Source organism: Streptomyces sp. NPDC088707, assembly GCF_044752725.1.
In the GTDB taxonomy this organism is placed as follows: Bacteria; Actinomycetota; Actinomycetes; order Streptomycetales; family Streptomycetaceae; genus Streptomyces.
Genome location: NZ_JBIVLV010000003.1, coordinates 527,241 through 542,910 on the forward strand (window position 1 = coordinate 527,241; position 15,670 = coordinate 542,910).

At 71.8% G+C, this 15,670-nt stretch carries 16 protein-coding genes and 1 tRNA gene; 8 read left to right on the top strand and 9 right to left on the bottom strand.

All coding sequences use genetic code 11. The features are described 5' to 3' along the window. Window positions 1-15: 15 nt before the first annotated feature. From ACIP84_RS13180 to ACIP84_RS13195, 4 genes are all read right to left on the bottom strand, one after another. Window positions 16-483, bottom strand: a complete 468-nt coding sequence (locus ACIP84_RS13180) for a copper chaperone PCu(A)C (RefSeq protein WP_355963109.1) — start codon at window positions 481-483, stop codon at window positions 16-18. Next, window positions 480-1,211 (bottom strand): SCO family protein, encoded by a 732-nt coding sequence (locus ACIP84_RS13185; RefSeq protein WP_355963112.1) that lies wholly within the window; start codon window positions 1,209-1,211, stop codon window positions 480-482. Before ACIP84_RS13185 ends, ACIP84_RS13180 begins: the two co-directional genes overlap by 4 nt. 37 nt (window positions 1,212-1,248) lie before the next feature. Further along, window positions 1,249-2,046, bottom strand: coding sequence for a YcnI family protein (locus ACIP84_RS13190; RefSeq protein ID WP_355963115.1), 798 nt, complete (start codon window positions 2,044-2,046; stop codon window positions 1,249-1,251). 113 nt (window positions 2,047-2,159) lie between these two features. Continuing rightward, the gene (locus tag ACIP84_RS13195; RefSeq protein ID WP_355963117.1) at window positions 2,160-2,954 is read right to left on the bottom strand and encodes a hypothetical protein; all 795 of its coding nucleotides are present in this window, start codon (window positions 2,952-2,954) and stop codon (window positions 2,160-2,162) included. A 213-nt stretch (window positions 2,955-3,167) separates the two neighbouring features. On the opposite strand from ACIP84_RS13195, the gene ACIP84_RS13200 reads away from it, so the two are divergent. Continuing rightward, window positions 3,168-3,617 (top strand): ATP-binding protein, encoded by a 450-nt coding sequence (locus ACIP84_RS13200; protein WP_355963119.1) that lies wholly within the window; start codon window positions 3,168-3,170, stop codon window positions 3,615-3,617. Window positions 3,618-3,680: 63 nt separating this feature from the next. On the opposite strand, the gene ACIP84_RS13205 is transcribed toward ACIP84_RS13200, so the two are convergent. Further along, window positions 3,681-5,141, bottom strand: a complete 1,461-nt coding sequence (locus ACIP84_RS13205; RefSeq protein ID WP_355963121.1) for an aminopeptidase P family protein — start codon at window positions 5,139-5,141, stop codon at window positions 3,681-3,683. A 139-nt stretch (window positions 5,142-5,280) separates the two neighbouring features. Then, window positions 5,281-6,732 carry a PP2C family protein-serine/threonine phosphatase gene (locus ACIP84_RS13210; RefSeq protein WP_401797869.1) on the bottom strand — a complete coding sequence of 484 codons (1,452 nt, stop codon included), beginning with the start codon at window positions 6,730-6,732 and terminating at the stop codon, window positions 5,281-5,283. Between the two features lie 565 nt (window positions 6,733-7,297). Between ACIP84_RS13210 and ACIP84_RS13215 the strand changes: the two genes are divergently transcribed. Together ACIP84_RS13215 and ACIP84_RS13220 are read left to right on the top strand one after the other, a co-directional pair. Then, the gene (locus tag ACIP84_RS13215; RefSeq protein WP_355963127.1) at window positions 7,298-7,978 is read left to right on the top strand and encodes a bifunctional DNA primase/polymerase; all 681 of its coding nucleotides are present in this window, start codon (window positions 7,298-7,300) and stop codon (window positions 7,976-7,978) included. Between the two features lie 219 nt (window positions 7,979-8,197). Further along, a complete protein-coding gene (locus tag ACIP84_RS13220) occupies window positions 8,198-8,902 on the top strand; it encodes a hypothetical protein (protein ID WP_401797871.1) in 705 nt (234 codons plus the stop codon). A 219-nt stretch (window positions 8,903-9,121) separates the two neighbouring features. On the opposite strand, the gene ACIP84_RS13225 is transcribed toward ACIP84_RS13220, so the two are convergent. The 3 genes from ACIP84_RS13225 to ACIP84_RS13235 form a co-directional block, all read right to left on the bottom strand. Beyond that, window positions 9,122-10,099, bottom strand: coding sequence for a DUF5926 family protein (locus ACIP84_RS13225; RefSeq protein WP_355963133.1), 978 nt, complete (start codon window positions 10,097-10,099; stop codon window positions 9,122-9,124). Between the two features lie 305 nt (window positions 10,100-10,404). Then, window positions 10,405-11,007, bottom strand: a complete 603-nt coding sequence (locus ACIP84_RS13230) for an ATP-binding protein (RefSeq protein WP_355963134.1) — start codon at window positions 11,005-11,007, stop codon at window positions 10,405-10,407. 102 nt (window positions 11,008-11,109) lie between these two features. Next, on the bottom strand, window positions 11,110-11,931 hold the full coding sequence (locus ACIP84_RS13235) for a glycerophosphodiester phosphodiesterase (protein ID WP_355963136.1): 822 nt from the start codon (window positions 11,929-11,931) through the stop codon (window positions 11,110-11,112). A gap of 206 nt (window positions 11,932-12,137) precedes the next feature. Between ACIP84_RS13235 and ACIP84_RS13240 the strand changes: the two genes are divergently transcribed. The 5 genes from ACIP84_RS13240 (at window position 12,138) to ACIP84_RS13260 (ending at window position 15,536) form a co-directional block, all read left to right on the top strand. After that, the gene (locus ACIP84_RS13240) at window positions 12,138-13,559 is read left to right on the top strand and encodes a S1C family serine protease (protein ID WP_401797874.1); all 1,422 of its coding nucleotides are present in this window, start codon (window positions 12,138-12,140) and stop codon (window positions 13,557-13,559) included. Between the two features lie 48 nt (window positions 13,560-13,607). Further along, window positions 13,608-13,694 (top strand) — tRNA-Ser (locus tag ACIP84_RS13245). 203 nt (window positions 13,695-13,897) lie between these two features. Further along, complete coding sequence (locus tag ACIP84_RS13250; protein WP_355963140.1) at window positions 13,898-14,107, top strand: antitoxin; 210 nt, start codon at window positions 13,898-13,900, stop codon at window positions 14,105-14,107. A gap of 115 nt (window positions 14,108-14,222) precedes the next feature. Next, window positions 14,223-14,789 (top strand): O-acetyl-ADP-ribose deacetylase, encoded by a 567-nt coding sequence (locus tag ACIP84_RS13255; protein WP_401797876.1) that lies wholly within the window; start codon window positions 14,223-14,225, stop codon window positions 14,787-14,789. Between the two features lie 441 nt (window positions 14,790-15,230). Then, window positions 15,231-15,536, top strand: a complete 306-nt coding sequence (locus tag ACIP84_RS13260; RefSeq protein WP_319315113.1) for a hypothetical protein — start codon at window positions 15,231-15,233, stop codon at window positions 15,534-15,536. Window positions 15,537-15,670: the final 134 nt, after the last annotated feature.

The window sequence follows — 15,670 nt, forward strand, 5'->3', positions numbered from 1 at the left end:
ACTCCGTCAACGCGCTCAGTGCTGCTGCGGGTTGTGGTTGGCGGCTTCGACGGGAAGGTCGACCTTGATCGGGTCGGACTTCTCGAAGTGGAGCTCGATGCTGACCTTCTCGCCCTGCTTGGGCTTCTTCTTCAGCTCCATGAACATGATGTGGTTGCCACCGCGGGCGAGCTTCAACTCCCCGTTCGCGGGGATGTCGAAGGACTTCACCTCCTGCATCTTCTGGTTCTTCGTCTCGTGGATCGTGACGTCGTCCGAGAGGGCGCTGGTGACCGAGGTGAGCTTGTCCGCGGTGCCGCTGTCGTTCTTGATGGTGAGGAAGCCGCCGGCCATGTCCATCACCGGCTGCGGCATGAACGCGCCGCTGACCTTCAGATCGGGCTTCCCGTCCTCGGACGCTTCGGACGAGGACGAGCACCCGGTCAGCGCGAGCGCGGCGGCGAGCGCCACGGCGGCGGACAGGGTGGTGGTGCGGCGGTTCACGGGTTCTCCCCCTTGATGAGCTTCGGCAGATCCTTGGCGTAGTCGTCGACGCTGGTGTCCTCGCCGTACAGGACATAGCCCTGGTCGGTCGTCGGCGAGAAGGCGATCACCTGTGCGCCGTGCATGGAGACGACCTTGCCGTTCTCCTTCTTCGGCGGGTCGATGCCGATGCCGATCTGCCGCGCCCCCGCCTGGATGGTGGAGAACGAGCCGGTGAGACCGGTGAAGGAGGGGTCGCCCGCGGCGGGCAGCCACTTGGCCAGCTCGGCCGGGGTGTCCCGCTCGGGGTCGGTGGTGACGAAGACGACCTGGAGCTTGTCCTGGTCGGCCTTGGGGAGCTGCTTCTTGGCGATGGCGATGTTGCTCATCGTCATGGGGCAGACGTCGGGGCAGTGCGTGTAGCCGAAGTAGATGAGCGTCGGCTTGCCCTTGGTCCGCTCCCGCAGGTCGTACTTCTGGCCCTTGGTGTCGGTGAGGACGAGGCCGGGCTTGGTGAACGGCCGGTCGAGGACGGTCGCGGCCTTGGTGGTGTCGTCACCGCCGGAGACCACGGCGACCGAGCCCGAGCCGCCGGCCGAGGGCTTGCCGTCGTCGCCGCCGAGGCCGACGGCGGCGGTGATGCCGATCGCGGCGACGATCGCGACCGCGGCGACGATCAGCGGGGTGCGGCGCCCGGGACGGGCGGGGCCGTCCTCGGGCTTCGGAGAGGGTGTCTTCTCTGCGGACATGCTGGTTCTTTCCGGATTCGCTGGTGGAGTGCGGCCGTCAGGCCGAGCGGCGGCGACCGGCGAGGACACCGAACGCGACGCCGGCGATGCCGACGAGGATGCCGATGACGCCGAGGATCCGGGCCGTGGTGTCGGAGGAGTCGGCCGAGGCCGTCTCCTTCTTCTCGTCGGCCTTGTCGTCGTGGCCGTCCTTCTCGTCGTGCCCGGCCTTCTCGTCCGTCGCGGTGGAGGCCGAGGCGGACGGGGCGGCGGCGCCGCCGTGGTGGTCGGCGGAGGCGGCGGAGAGCTTCAGGACGGGGGCGGGGTTCTGCGGCTCCTCAGCGCCCTCCTTCTGCTCCTCGATCCAGCGCACGACCTCCTTGTTGTCGTACGTCTGGATCGCCTTGAGGACCAGCTGGTCGGTGTCCTCGGGCAGCTGGCCGAGGGAGAGCGGGAACTGCTGGAACTGGCCGGGGCCGATCTTCGAACCGTCGGCGGTCCACGTCACCTTGGAGACGGCCTCGTTGATCGTCTTGCCGTGCAGCTCCAGCGGCTTGCTGAGCTTGCTCTTGGTCACCTCGGCCTTCCAGCCGGGGACGGGCTGCGGCATGACGGAGGCCAGCGGGTGGTCGAGCGGGAAGTTGACCTCGAGCTTCACGGTGGAGGCGTTGTCGCGCTCGTTCGGGACCTTGATGTTGACGGTCGCGTAGCCGCCCTTGGCGGCCTCGCCCTGCGGCTGCACGCTCACGTGCGCGAACGCCGTGCCGGACAGCAGCACGACGGAGGAGAGGGCGATGCCGCCGGCGAGGGCGACCCGGGTGGCGGAGAGGCGGGAGGAGACACGGGAAACGGTCATGGCAGAAGACACTCCAGCTCGGAGAGGAGGACGAGGGAGTCCGGCGCGCCGGGGGACGGACCCCGGACCGGCGTGCGGACGAGCACGGCCCCGCTCCCTGTGAGCGGTCCGTGTCAGGCTGCGAGGACGCAGTCGGCGGCCGGCGGGCCCCGCCTGATCACCGTGTGCAGGAGTGCCTCCGCCACCGGTGGCGGCGAGGAGTCGAAGGCCGTGCGGACCGTCCGCCGCGGCCCCGCGCCGGGCGCCGCCGCGAGGCCGTTGAGCAGCGCCCGTACGAGCCGGAGCGCGGCCCGCAGCGAGCGGACGAGGGCGCACTCGGCGAGCTCCGTCGCGCCCTGCTCGGAGAGTTCCACGAGACGGCGCAGGGCCCGGTCGCCGCGGCGCAGCAGCCAGCCCGTGGCCACGGCGGCCAGCAGATGGCCGAGGAGCATGGGCAGACCGGGCAGCAGTTCACCGGCGGGCGCGGTCGCCGTGGCGGCCGTGTGCCCGAGGTGGGCGTGGGCAGCGGACTGCGCGGTGGCCGGGTCGAGCCCGGCGTCGCGGATGACCCGGGTGGCGTCGGCGGAGGTGAGGGACGAGGTCCCCGCGCCGCAGACCAGCCGCGCCGCCATCCGTACGAGGGCGTCGTCGGCCTGGGCGCTCAGGCCGAGCTGGCGCTGGCCGAGGCCGAAGAGGGCGTGCAGACCGAGCTGGCCGCCGGCGAGGGCAGCGACGACGAAGCCGAGCGAGCGTTCCCGTCCGGCGAAGAGGACCGTGATGCCGAAGACGCCGAGGAATCCGGCGAGCAGCGTCCACAGGGCGATGCCCGCACAGGCGGCGATGGCGTGCCCGAGCGCGGACAGCACGACGCAGACCGCGGTGAACACCGCGGCCCTCAGCAGCCGTGGAGCGAGCGCGGGGGCATTCATGGCGGGCCCATCATCGCACCACGGGCCCCACCGATATGAGGCAGGTCCAGAAGGTCGTTCTTGGGGCTCTTGCGGGTCTTCGAGGTGACATACACCGGCGCACGGGCCCGGTGCATCCGCCGATCGAGCGCTCTTGACGCGTCCGTGCGCTTACGAAGGGGTCTGTCCGGCAATAGGTATCGGTATGTCGAGCCGCTGCCGGGAGGCTGGAGCATGAGCATCTGGTGGTCACTCCATCTGCGGCGCGAAGCCGCGAGCGTGCCTCTCGCCCGAAGGCTGCTGATGGGCACGATGGAGACGGCGGGTGTCGATCCCGACGTGTCGTACGAACTGTCGGTCGCGCTGACCGAAGCCTGCGCGAACGCGGTCGAGCACGGCGGTGACGGCCCGGACGGGCCGGGTGCGGCCGGCAGGGCCTATCGGGTGACGGCGTACCTGGACGGCGAGACCTGTCGTATCGAGGTGGCGGACTCGGGCCCCGGTTTCCCCGGTGCCGAGCTGCCCGCCGCGCCGTCGGACGCCGAGCACGGCCGGGGGCTGCGCCTCATCGAGGAGCTCGCGGACCATGTGCAGTTCGGCAACCGGTCGGGCCGGGGCGGCGCGGTGGTCAGCTTCGACAAGATCCTGAAGTGGAAGGACAGCCCTTCGCTGCTCCTCGCGTGAGTACGGGGAAGGGCCCCCGCCGGTCGGTCGGCGAGGGCCCTTCGGTTCCAACGTACGCGGAGGTCAGCCCTTCAGCGCGGCCATCCACGCCTCGACCTCGTCGGCGTGGCGCGGCAGCGCGTCCGAGAGGTTCCGGTTGCCGTCCTCGGTGACGAGGATGTCGTCCTCGATCCGGACGCCGATGCCGCGGTACTCCTCCGGCACGGTCAGGTCGTCGGCCTGGAAGTACAGACCCGGCTCGACGGTCAGGCACATGCCCGGCGCGAGGGTCGTGTCGACGTAGGCCTCGGTGCGCGCGGCGGCGCAGTCGTGGACGTCCATGCCGAGCATGTGACCGGTGCCGTGCAGGGTCCAGCGGCGCTGGAGGCCGAGCTCCAGGACGCGCTCGACCGGGCCTTCGACGAGGCCCCACTCGACGAGCTTCTCGGTGAGGACGCGCTGGGCGGCGTCGTGGAAGTCGCGGTAGGCGGCGCCGGGCTTCACCGCGGCGATGCCGGCCTCCTGCGCCTCGTACACGGCGTCGTAGATCTTGCGCTGGAGCTCGGTGTACCGGCCGTTGATCGGCAGGGTGCGGGTGATGTCCGCGGTGTAGAGCTCGGTGGTCTCCACGCCGGCGTCGAGCAGCAGCAGGTCGCCGGAGCGGACGTCGCCGTCGTTGCGCACCCAGTGCAGGGTGGTGGCGTGCGGGCCGGCGGCGCAGATGGAGCCGTAGCCGATGTCGTTGCCCTCGACGCGGGCGCGGAGGAAGAAGGTGCCCTCGATGTAGCGCTCGCTGGTGGCCTCGGCCTTGTCGAGGACCTTGACGACGTCCTCGAAGCCGCGGGCGGTGGAGGCGCAGGCCTTCTCCAGCTCGGCGACCTCGAAGGAGTCCTTGATGAGGCGGGCCTCGGAGAGGTAGACGCGGAGTTCCTCGTCGCGCTCGGCGGTGACCTTGTCGGTCAGCGCGGCCTCGATGCCGGCGTCGTGGCCGCGGACGTTGCGGACGGGGCCGGTGGCCTCGCGCAGCGCCTCGGCCAGCTCGCGGACGTCCTTCGCGGGGACGCCGAGGAGCTGCTCGGCCTCGGTGAGGGAGTGGCGGCGGCCGACCCACAGCTCGCCCTGGCCGTCCAGCCAGAACTCGCCGTTCTCGCGGTCGGAGCGCGGCAGCAGGTAGATCGTCGCCTCGTGGCCGCTCTTCGTCGGCTCCAGGACCAGGACGCCGTCCTGGGTCTGGTCGCCGGTGAGGTACGCGTACTCGGTGGAGGCGCGGAAGGCGTACTCGGTGTCGTTCGACCGGGTCTTCAGCTTGCCGGCCGGGATGACCAGGCGCTCGCCCGGGAAGCGGGCGGACAGCGCCGCGCGGCGCTCGGCGGTCCTGTCGGCCTGGGCGATCGGCTCGAGGCCGCGCAGCTCGGTGTCGGCCCAGCCGGACTTCATGTTCTCGGCCAGCTCGTCGGAGACGCCCGGGTACAGGCCGTTCTTCCGCTGCTTGATCGCCTGTTCCTCAGTCTCTTCCGGGGTCTCCGGCGTGAGCTCCTCGGCCACGGGTCTGCCTCCTCTTGGTACGACACTGAACCCCCACCATCGTACGGTCGTACGGAAGGGGGCCCAGGGCCGGAAGACCCATTACCGGAATATCACGCTCCGCTTACGTGTGCCCACGCGGGCGGCCGCCCCGTGCCGCTCAGTCGAAGCGGGCGGCGAGCAGGACCACGTCCTCCCCGTCCACGGCGGTGTCGAGACCCTCGGGCAGCATGGTCCGCAGGACGTGGTCGGCGACGGCGCCCGGGTCGCCCCGGTCCGCCCTCGGCACGCTCGACGCCGCCGCGTGGAGCCGGGCGAAGGCCCGGTCCATCGCGTCGCCGGTACGGCGAAGCAAACCGTCGGTGTAGAGAAGCACCGTTTCTCCGGGCTCCGGGGACAGCTCCACACTCGGTGCCTCCCAGCAGGACAGCATCCCGAGCGGGGCCGAGAGCGAGGTCTCGACGAACTCGGTGCGCCGCTCGCCGATGACCAGCGGCGGCGCGTGTCCGGCGCCGGCGAGGACGATCCGGCGCCGCGCCGGTTCGGCGTACGCGAAGAGCGCGGTCGCCGAGCGGGCCGGTTCGGTGAGCCGGAGCAGGAGCTCCAGGTCGGAGAGGACGGCGACGGGGTCCTCGCCCTCCATCACCGCGTACGCGCGCAGGGAGGCGCGCAGCCGCCCCATGGCCGCGAGCGCGCTCGGTCCGGTGCCGGAGACCGAGCCGACGGCGAGACCGAGGGCGCCCTCGGGCAGCGGAAGCGCGTCGTACCAGTCGCCGCCGCCCCGGGGGCCGGTGCGGTGGCGGGCGGCGAGCTGGACGCCGAGGACGCGGGGGAGGCGGCTGGGGAGCAGCTCCTCGGCGATGGTCGCGACCTGCACGCGGGCGCGCTCGACTTGCAGGAGCCGGGCCACGTGCTCGGTGGCGAAGCGGCCGTAGAGCCCGATGAGGTGGCGCTGGCGGTCGGTGGGCTCGGCGGGCTCGTCGTAGAGCCAGACGGCGGCGCCGAGCCGGCCGGCCTCCTCGGTGGCGAGCGGGAGGGCGTAGCTGGCGGCGTAGCCGAGGCGGGCGGCGACCTCGCGGTGGCGCGGGTCGAGGCCTTCCTCGGTGCGGACGTCGCGGATGGCGATCGGGTCGGGGACCCGCTCCGGGTGGACCGGATCGGGGAGGACGTCGAGCAGGCGGCCGTAGCTGCTGGTGCCGCGCGGGACGGTCTCGATCGTGCCGAGGTCCGCGTGGGCGAGGCCGAGGCCGATGGTGGAGGCGGGGCCGAGCCCGTCGGCCGGTTCGAGGACGGCCATGCCGCGGCGGGCTCCGACGAGGGCGGCGCCGGCGCCGAGCACCTCGCGGAGGGCCTCGTCGAGGGAGGCGGTCCTGATGAGGCGCTCGGTGAGTTCGTGGAAAGTGGTGAGGTCGGAGACCCAGGTGGCGAGCCGGTCCTGGATCAGCGCTCCCGGTGGGGAGACCGGATCGGAGGGTGCTGCCGCCGCGGGGACCCCGGGGAGGGGCGCCGTAGTGTGCGGGGGCCCGGGAACCGTGGAATCGATTCCGGCCACTTTCGGCATGTGTGGGGCGCTCATGTCAGTCGGCTTTCCGACCGGTGCGTTTGACGCCATAGCATCGCAAACCCCCATGTCATTCTGAGCCGCTCGATGCATCCACATGTACACGCACAAGAGGAACGATGTCCAGCATTGTCCCCACGGGACTTGTGGTGTCCGTGAGGTCGTGCGCGAGGGTTGAAGTCCTGGCTAAGTTGGCCGAAAATTGTCCCCGGTGTGCACCTTTTGCGGTCGACTGGCGTCGTTTGAAAGCGCGTCATTCCGAGCGTGCTGGGTACGTAATCGGTGACAGGCAGGGGCAGTTGGAGCTGCCCCGGAACGCGACGCGGAACCCCGGCGTCTTACATGCCGCAGGCCGCAGCCCGTCACCGAGTGGCGGGGAACGTGTTCTGACCCGCCCCTGGTGCTGACCTGGCTCCACCTCGTTCTGACCTGGCTCCACCTGGTACTGAACCGCTCCATCTGGTTTCCACGTGGTTCCACCTGGTTCCGGCACGGCCGGCCCCGCTCCGACAGGGGCCACCACCCCGCCGACCCGGTACGCGCTGATACGCACGGTGAAGTGTCCCGCACATGGTGTGATGTGGATTCGGCGTTCAACGGAAAGGAACGAGCGCTCATGCGCGAGATCCTCGGAAGGCGACGCAGGCTCCGGTTCCGGCGCAAGGCGAGGACCGCCCGGCTCGACGCGGTGGTCGCCTTCGCCGTCGAATGGGACTGGCCCGTCCTGCCGGGAGCGGGCCTGAGAGCGACGACCCGCACGTCCGCGGGAGCCGCGTGCTCCTGCCCCGACCCCGAGTGCGTGGTGCCCGGCGCGCACCCCTACGACCCCGGACTGCTCGCGGCCACCACCGACGAGCGGATGATCCGCTGGTGGTGGACCCGGCGCCCGGACGCCCCGGTGGTGCTCGCCACCGGCGGCGGCGCGCCCTGCGCGGTCAGCCTGCCCGCGGTCGCGGGAGCGCGGGCGCTCGCCGCGCTCGACGCCATGGGCATGCGGCTCGGCCCGGTGGTCGCGACCCCGACGCGCTGGTCGATCCTCGTGGCCCCGTACGGCCTCGAACGGCTCGGCGAGCTGCTGTACGCGAAGGACAGCGTCCCCAGCTCGCTGCGCTTCCATGGAGAGGGCGGCTATCTGCTCCTGCCGCCCTCGGTCGCCGGGACCGGACAGGTCCGCTGGGAGCGGGCCCCGCTCGCGGGCTCGGCCCGGCCGTGGCTGCCGGACGTGGAGGCGGTGGTCGACGCTCTCGTGGAGGCGAGCACGAGCACACCGGGCGGCGGGAGCCGGCTGGCGTACTGAGGGCGGTACTTGGGGCGGCGGTACTGGTGGCGGCACCGGTAGTGGCACTGGCACTGGCACCGGTGGCACCGGCGCGGCGGGACGCCCTTCACCCGAACGGGTGTGTCCTGGTCCGACTTGTACGGGAAACGGGCGCGCGGCCCACCGCGCGCCCGCCGGCCGCCGCTATGTTCACCCCACCGTTCAAGATCTCCAGCCGAGCAGGAGCAGGTGGGGCGCATGGGTCCGGTGAACCTCCGCGTGGTCGGACTCGGCGCCGCCGTCACGGTCGCCGTCCTGCTGCCGCTGGTCGCGATGGCGGGGCCGACGGGGGAGCCCGTGGCGAGGGGGTCCGCACGGCCGGCGGACGGGTCCGCACGGCCGGCGGGTGCGGCCGATGCCGGCGACGCGAAACCCGGGGACCTGCTGAAGGGGATCGGCGTCGGCCCCCGTACGGAGCCCGGCACCGACACCGCCGCCTCCGGCAGCGACCCGGCTGCCTCCGCCGTCGACCCGGCCACCCCGATCTCCCCCCGCACTCCCGCCACCCCCGTCACTCCCCGTAACGCCCCCACCGCTCAGGCGTCCCCGGAGCGGGTCACGAACTGTGGGCCGGAACTCGCCTCTCCCGAAGGGGTCGAGGCGCAGACCTGCGTCCTGGCGGAGGGTCCCGACACCTGGGGGCGTACGTACTACCGGAACGCGACCGGCCAGAATCTCGACGCGTTTCTGACCCTCATGGCGCCCGGTGGGCGGACCGTTCAGGTCCGCTGCCCGGTCGCCGCGCAGGACGAACCGGGAACCTGTGAAACACCCAGGGAGCGCGGCCTGGGGGTGGCCACGGCCTATACGGCGGTAGCGGAATTCGCGGGCACCGGCGAGGGGGGCAACACCCCGCTGCTGCTGCGGGCGGGCAGCAACACGGCGGACAGCGAAGGAAGTTGAGCGTCGACGCCCCGGACCTGCCGGAGGCGGACATGGAAAGGCCCGATCGCTGGCGACGGGGGATGCACCAGCGACCGGGCTTCCAGAACGGTAACAAGAGATCTGCTGTTCGCAAATTCGATCTCGGTTATTCGGACAGGGATTTACCCGTCCGCAGACCGGGTTGTGGCGGAAGTCACCGACTGGTCGGTCTGTCAGTCACCGATACCACGCGGGGTATCAGCTGAGAGTCACCTGACGGTTCGTGAGGCCGCCACGCGCGCGCCGCTCCTCCGCGGTGAGCGGAGCGTCGGAGGCGAGCGCCTCGGCCAGCCGCTCGGCGAACTCGGCGGCCGGCTTCTCGCACTCCTCGGCGGTCATCGAGGTCGGCAGGTCCCAGACCGGCACCATGAGTCCGTGCGCGCGGAACGAACCGACGAGGCGGGTGTCCGCGCCGATGGAGGTACCGCCGGCCGCCTGGAGGCGGGCCAGCGCGTCGAGAAGCTTCTCCTCCGGGTACGGCATGACCCAGCGCAGGTGGTTCTTGTCCGGGGTCTCGCACCAGTACGCCGAGTCGACGCTCGCCAGCTTCACGGTCGGGATCGCGGCCGCGTTGGCCCGCTCCAGGGAGGCGGCGACCTCCGGGTCGGCGCCGTCCGAGGACTGCGGGATCCAGAACTCGAAGCCCGAGTGGACCTCGGGGGCGAACGCGGCGTCCGCGTCCAGCAGGTCCTGCAGACGCGGGCCCTCGGCCGGGACGCGGCGCGGCGGGACCGGGTTGCCCGGCTCGGTCTCCAGGGCGCGCTGGAGAGTGTCGGCGAGGTCGCGGGCGAGGTCGCCGGAGGTCGAGTCGTTCTGCAGGGCGAGCAGGACGGAGCCGTCGTCGCGGCGGAGCGCCGGCCACGCCATCGGCAGCACGGTCGCGAGCGTCACGGAGGGAACGCCCTCCGGGAGCCCGCCCTTGAGGGTGAGCGGCACGGTGGCGGCGGGCACCAGCTCGCGCAGCGCGACCCAGTCGCACTCGCCGGCCAGGCCCTCGAAGGGGCGCTGGACGAGCTCGGTCACGGCGTGCGCGGCGGCCCGGCCGTGACACGCCTTGTAGCGGCGGCCCGAACCGCACGGGCACGGCTCGCGCGCCCCGACGACCGGGATCTCCCCGTTCGTGACCTGTGCCTGACCGGTCTTGCCGGCCTTCGTCTGGGGGCGCTTCTTGGCCATGGTGTGGCTTTCTCCCGATCGCGGCGGTGCGGTGCTTGTTCCGGGCGCGAGCCTAGCCGCACCGCGCACCGACGCCCTTCAGGCGGGCCGCTGCCCCTGGGAGGGGGCGCGGCCACCGGGCGCCGTGCGGGCCCGGATTCGCCGTGTGCGCCCCGGCCGCCGGTCGCCGATCACCGGCCGCCGGGATCGCGAGTCCGTGGTCGGGATCCTCGTACGGCGCCGGGATCGCGCGTCGTCCGTGGTCGGGATCCTCGTACGACGCCGACCCAGCCGTCCTACGACGTCGACCCAGCCGTCGTACGACGTCAATCCAGGTCGTCGTACGCGTCCAGGATGTCGAAGCGGGAGCCGCCGCCGACGCGGGACGCGAAGTCCTCGCGGCGGTGGCCCTCGGTCACCACCACCCAGACCGTGACCTCGCCGGTCGCGCTGTCCCGTACACCCCAGTCCTGGGCCAGCGCGCTGATGATGTTCAGCCCGCGGCCGCCCCGTGCGGTGACCGACGGCGTCGCCGGAACGGGCCGGGTCGGACCGCCTCCGTCCGTGACCTCGACCCTGAGGCCGCCCGCCGGGTCCACCCGCCAGGCCGCCCGTACATCCCCGTCGCCCCGATCCGCGTGCCCCAGCGGCCTGCCGTACCGGCAGGCGTTGCTGAGCAACTCGGAAAGGATCAGCACCGCGTCGTCGACGACCGAATCGGACACCCCGCTGCGGTACAGCTCGTCCCGCATCCGGTGTCTCGCCTCACCCACGCCCGCAGGGCCATGGGGTACGGCCATGCTCGACGACGTGGGCACCTCCTGTGCCACCACCAACGCCACCCCCGAGACCTCCTTTGCCCCACGCCACCGTGTGAATGCCCCAATGGCCTGGACCGGAAACCGGCCAGTCCGTGTGCGATGAGGCACTCGTGACGATCGCGTACGCGCGGAACGCGCCGGTGCACTCCCTGTAAGCCCTGTGAAGCTTTGTGGCGCAAGGGAAAGAGGGGGCTGGAGTCGCTGAAATCCTCAGTCGCGGCGCAGCTGGGCGAGCACCTGCTTGGGGCGGTTGGTGATGATCGCGTCCACGCCGAGACGCTCGCAGAGCTCGACGTCCTCCGCCTCGTCCACGGTCCAGACGTGGACCTGGTGCCCGGCCTTCTGGAGCCGCAGGATCACGGCCGGGTGGTGGCGGACGATCCGGATCGAGGGCCCGGCGATGCGCGCGCCCGCGGGGAGCCGTCCGTCGCGCAGCCGCGGCGAGACGAACTGGGCGAGGGAGACGGTGGGGAGCGTCGGCGACGCGGTGGCGATCCGGAGCAGGGAGCGGGCCGAGAAGCTCATGACGCGTACGGGGGATTCGGCGGGGGACGCGGGCGCGTCCAGGCCGAAACGCTTGAGGAGCTGGAGCAGCCGCTCCTCGACCTGGCCCGCCCAGCGAGTGGGGTGTTTGGTCTCGATGGCCAGCTCGACCCGGCGCCCGGCGTCGGAGATCAGCTCGAGGAGCCGCTCCAGGGTGAGCACGGAGGTGTACCCGGGGTCGCCCCAGTCGGGGCTCTCGCCGGAGTCGTCGCGGCCCTTCCAGACGCCGAAGTCGAGGGCGGCGAGATCGGCGAGTTCCAGGGCGGATACGGCGCCGCGGCCGTTCGACGTGCGGTCGACGCGGCGGTCGTGGACGCAGACGAGATGGCCGTCGGCGGTGAGCCTGACGTCGCACTCCAGGGCGTCGGCGCCGTCCTCGATGGCCTTCACATAGGCGGCCAGGGTGTGTTCCGGTGCGTCCTCGGAGGCTCCACGGTGGGCGACGACCTGGAGGGGGACGCTGTTCGGGTGCTGCCGTGCGTGAGTCACGGCGTCATGGTGCCATTGGCGGGGCGGAGCGGGCACACCGGAAGGTGTCCGTTCTGTCCGTATATAAAGGGAGGGGGGTGAACGCACAGCTCCGCCTTACAGCGGCCTGACGTCCTGTGGGAAAAGCTGGTGCAGCACCCTGGATCCCGTAGGTGACCAGTAGGTACCACCACCCCACCCCGCGCAGTCAACGAGGAGAGCGAGCTGTGAGCACCGAGAACGAGGGCACGGCGGTACCGGCGGACCACCCGGCTGCCCCGTCGACTCCGTCCACCCCTGCGACCCCTCCGACCCCTCCGACGACGCCCTCGGCGTCGACGCCGGCCCCCGCGTCCGCCCCAGAGCCGACCCCCGCGCCGGCCCAGGAGCCGACCCCCGCGCCGACTCCCGAGCCCGCGCCGGCCCCCGTGCCCGCCCCCGCCGCGGGAGCCGGCTGGCCGCCGCCCCCGCCGACCGTGCCCGCCTGGGGCGCCCCGCTGCCGCCCGCGCCCGCGGCGCCCCGTCGGCGGACCGGCGGCCTGGTGGCGGCGGTCCTGGTCGCGGCGCTCGTCGCCGGCGGCATCGGCGGTGGCATCGGCTACTGGGCCGCCCAGCGCGGTGACGACGGCGTCAGCTCCACGACGGTCTCCTCGGGCGAGGCCCCGGCGTCGTTCAAGCGCGAACCCGGCACGGTCGCCGCGGTCGCCGCGAAGGCGCTGCCGAGCGTGGTCACCATCCAGGCGAAGTCGGGCGGTTCGCAGGGCGAGAGCGAGGGCGGTACGGGCACGGGCTTCGTGTACGACCAGGAGGGCCACATCGTCACCAACAACCACGTGGTGGCGTCGGCGGCGGACGGCGGCACGCTCTCCGTGACGTTCCCGGACGGCAAGTCGTACGACGCGGAGGTCGTCGGCCGGGCCGAGGGCTACGACGTGGCCGTACTGAAGCTCACGAACGCGCCGAAGGGGCTGAAGCCGCTGCCGCTCGGCGACTCCGAGAAGGTGGCGGTCGGCGACTCGACGATCGCGATCGGTGCGCCCTTCGGCCTGTCGAACACGGTGACGACGGGCATCATCAGCGCCAAGAACCGACCGGTCGCGTCGGGCGACGGTTCGGGCGGCAGCAACTCGTACATGAGCGCGCTGCAGACGGACGCGTCGATCAACCCGGGCAACTCGGGCGGTCCGCTGCTCGACGCGAGCGGCGCGGTCATCGGCATCAACTCGGCGATCCAGTCCACCGGCAGCGGCTTCGGCCAGTCCCAGGCGGGCTCGATCGGCCTGGGCTTCGCGATCCCCGTGAACCAGGCGAAGAACGTGGCCCAGCAGCTGATCAGGACGGGCAAGCCGGTGTACCCGGTGATCGGTGCGACGGTGAACATGCAGGAGCAGGGCGAGGGCGCGACGATCGCCTCCCAGGGCTCGGGCGGCACCCCCTCGGTGACCCCCGACGGCCCGGCGGCGAAGGCGGGCCTGAAGGCCGGTGACGTGATCACCGGCTTCGGCGACCACCAGATCGACAGCGGCCCCTCCCTGATCAGCGAGATCTGGACCCACAAGCCGGGCGACCAGGTCGAGATCACCTACGAGCGCGACGGCAAGACCTCCACGGCCACGGTCACCCTCGGCGAACGCACCGGCGACAGCTGACCGGCTAGGCTGTCCCCCGCGCCGCACGTGGACACACCACCGGCGCGGGGTGGGTTGCCCGAGCGGCCTAAGGGAACGGTCTTGAAAACCGTCGAGGCAGCGATGTCTCCGTGGGTTCAAATCCCACACCCACCGCAGTGGACCGGCGAAAGCGCTGGTCGGAAGGGGTGCTCCGGATGCCGGAGCGCCCCTTCGTCGTGTGCGGGGGCAGGGGGTCCGCGCGGGCGCCGCGGCCTTCCGGAGTGGCCCCCGGGCCCTTCCGGGCTCCCTCTGCGGATGCGGGACCCGAGTGGTGCCGTGATGCTGGAGGGGCTGGAACAGTGGCTAGGAGGGCCAGGATGTCTGTGTTCGACAAGCTCAAGGGAATGCTGAAGGGCCACGAGGATCAGGCCTCCAAGGGCGTCGACAAGGGCGGCGACTACGTCGACGGGAAGACGCAGAGCAAGTACAGCAGCCAGGTCGACACCGCCCAGGAGAAGCTCAAGGAGCAACTGGGAGGCACGGGTCAGCAGCCGGACTCTCCGCCCCAGCCTCCGCCGCAGCAGTAGCGCGAGACGCGAAGCGACCGTCAGGGGCGCCCCGGATCCGTATCCGGGGCGCCTTCTTCGGATGCGGCGGGGTGGGTGCCTCGGGGGATGCGGCGCGGTGGGTGCCTCGGGTTTCATGGGGTGTCGGAGAGACGGGGCCGGACGAAGGAGCGCTGTCGTGGTGCGGATCGTGCTCGTGCAGGGGGACATCACGGCCGAGGCCGCCGACGCGATCGTGAACGCCGCGAACTCCTCGCTGCTGGGCGGCGGCGGGGTCGACGGCGCCATCCACCGCAAGGGCGGTCCCGAGATCCTCGCCGCCTGCCAGGACCTGCGCCGCTCGCACTACGGCAAGGGGCTGGCCACCGGGCAGGCCGTGGCGACCACGGCGGGGCGGCTGCCGGCCCGGCACGTGATCCACACGGTGGGACCGGTCTGGTCGCGCGACGAGGACCGTTCGGAGCTGCTGGCCTCCTGCTACCGCGAATCCCTGCGGATCGCGGACGAGTCGGGTGACCGCACGGTCGCGTTCCCCGCCATCTCCACCGGGATCTACGGCTGGCCGCTCGACGACGGTGCCAGGATCGCCGTGCAGACCGTACGAGCCACCCCCACCGACGTGGAGGAAGTCCGCTTCGTCCTCTTCGACGCCCCGGCCTACGCGGCCTTCGAGGCGGCCGTGGGGGAGCGGGACGTTCCGTAGGTCGAACCTTCGTCTCGTTCTGCCTGTCCGTTCGGTTTCCGCGTGCCGGGGACGCGCCGTCGCGATCTTCCGGTGGGGAGATTGGCGGAAAATCTGCCGGAACGCTTCCTCCCTTGCGGCGTCCGGGCTGCCGCTGTCCTGAATGCCTGTCCCCCCGGCTGAGCTGGGCCTTTGCTCGATGCCGCCGGGTTTATCTGCTTGTCCTCACGCTTGCGGGGGAATCGGGCGCTCCGGGGTGGTTCGCCGGGGATTCGGTGGGCAACTCTGGATTCGCGACGTCGAGCACGAACGACCGGGGCGGTCGGCCAACTGCCCTGGACATGGCCGTACTTCAGAAGACTCCAGAAACCACAGAGCACTTCAGAGCACTTCAGAGCACGTCAGAGCACTTCAGAGCAGTTCCGTGCACAGCACCAGCTTTCAGTTCCCGGAGGAACAGACATGGCAAGCATCCGTACCGCCCGCATCCTCGCCGTCGCCGCCGCCCTGCCCCTCGCCGCCGCGCTCTTCACCGGGGTGGCCCAGGCCGACAACGGCGGGTTCGCGGACGACGGATCGAACACGAGCGTCGCCACGATCATCGGCAGCGGCGTGGGTGGGGACAACTTCGGCAACTCGACCACGACGCAGCAGGTGGCGACCGGTTCCGGTGCCTCCAACCAGAACAACACGGCCAGCGTGAACGGCTCCGCCTTCACCCACATCGCCCAGAACAACGCGGTGGTCAACTTCCACCCGTGGTGGTGACCGACCCGGCACGGCAGCCGGCCCGACGGGGGGCGTGACCGCGGTGTGAACGACGGCCTGCGCGCCGGTACTTCGGTACCGGCGCGCGGGCCGTCCTGCGTGTGCCGCCGGGTGCGCGGTCGGTCGCCGACCTT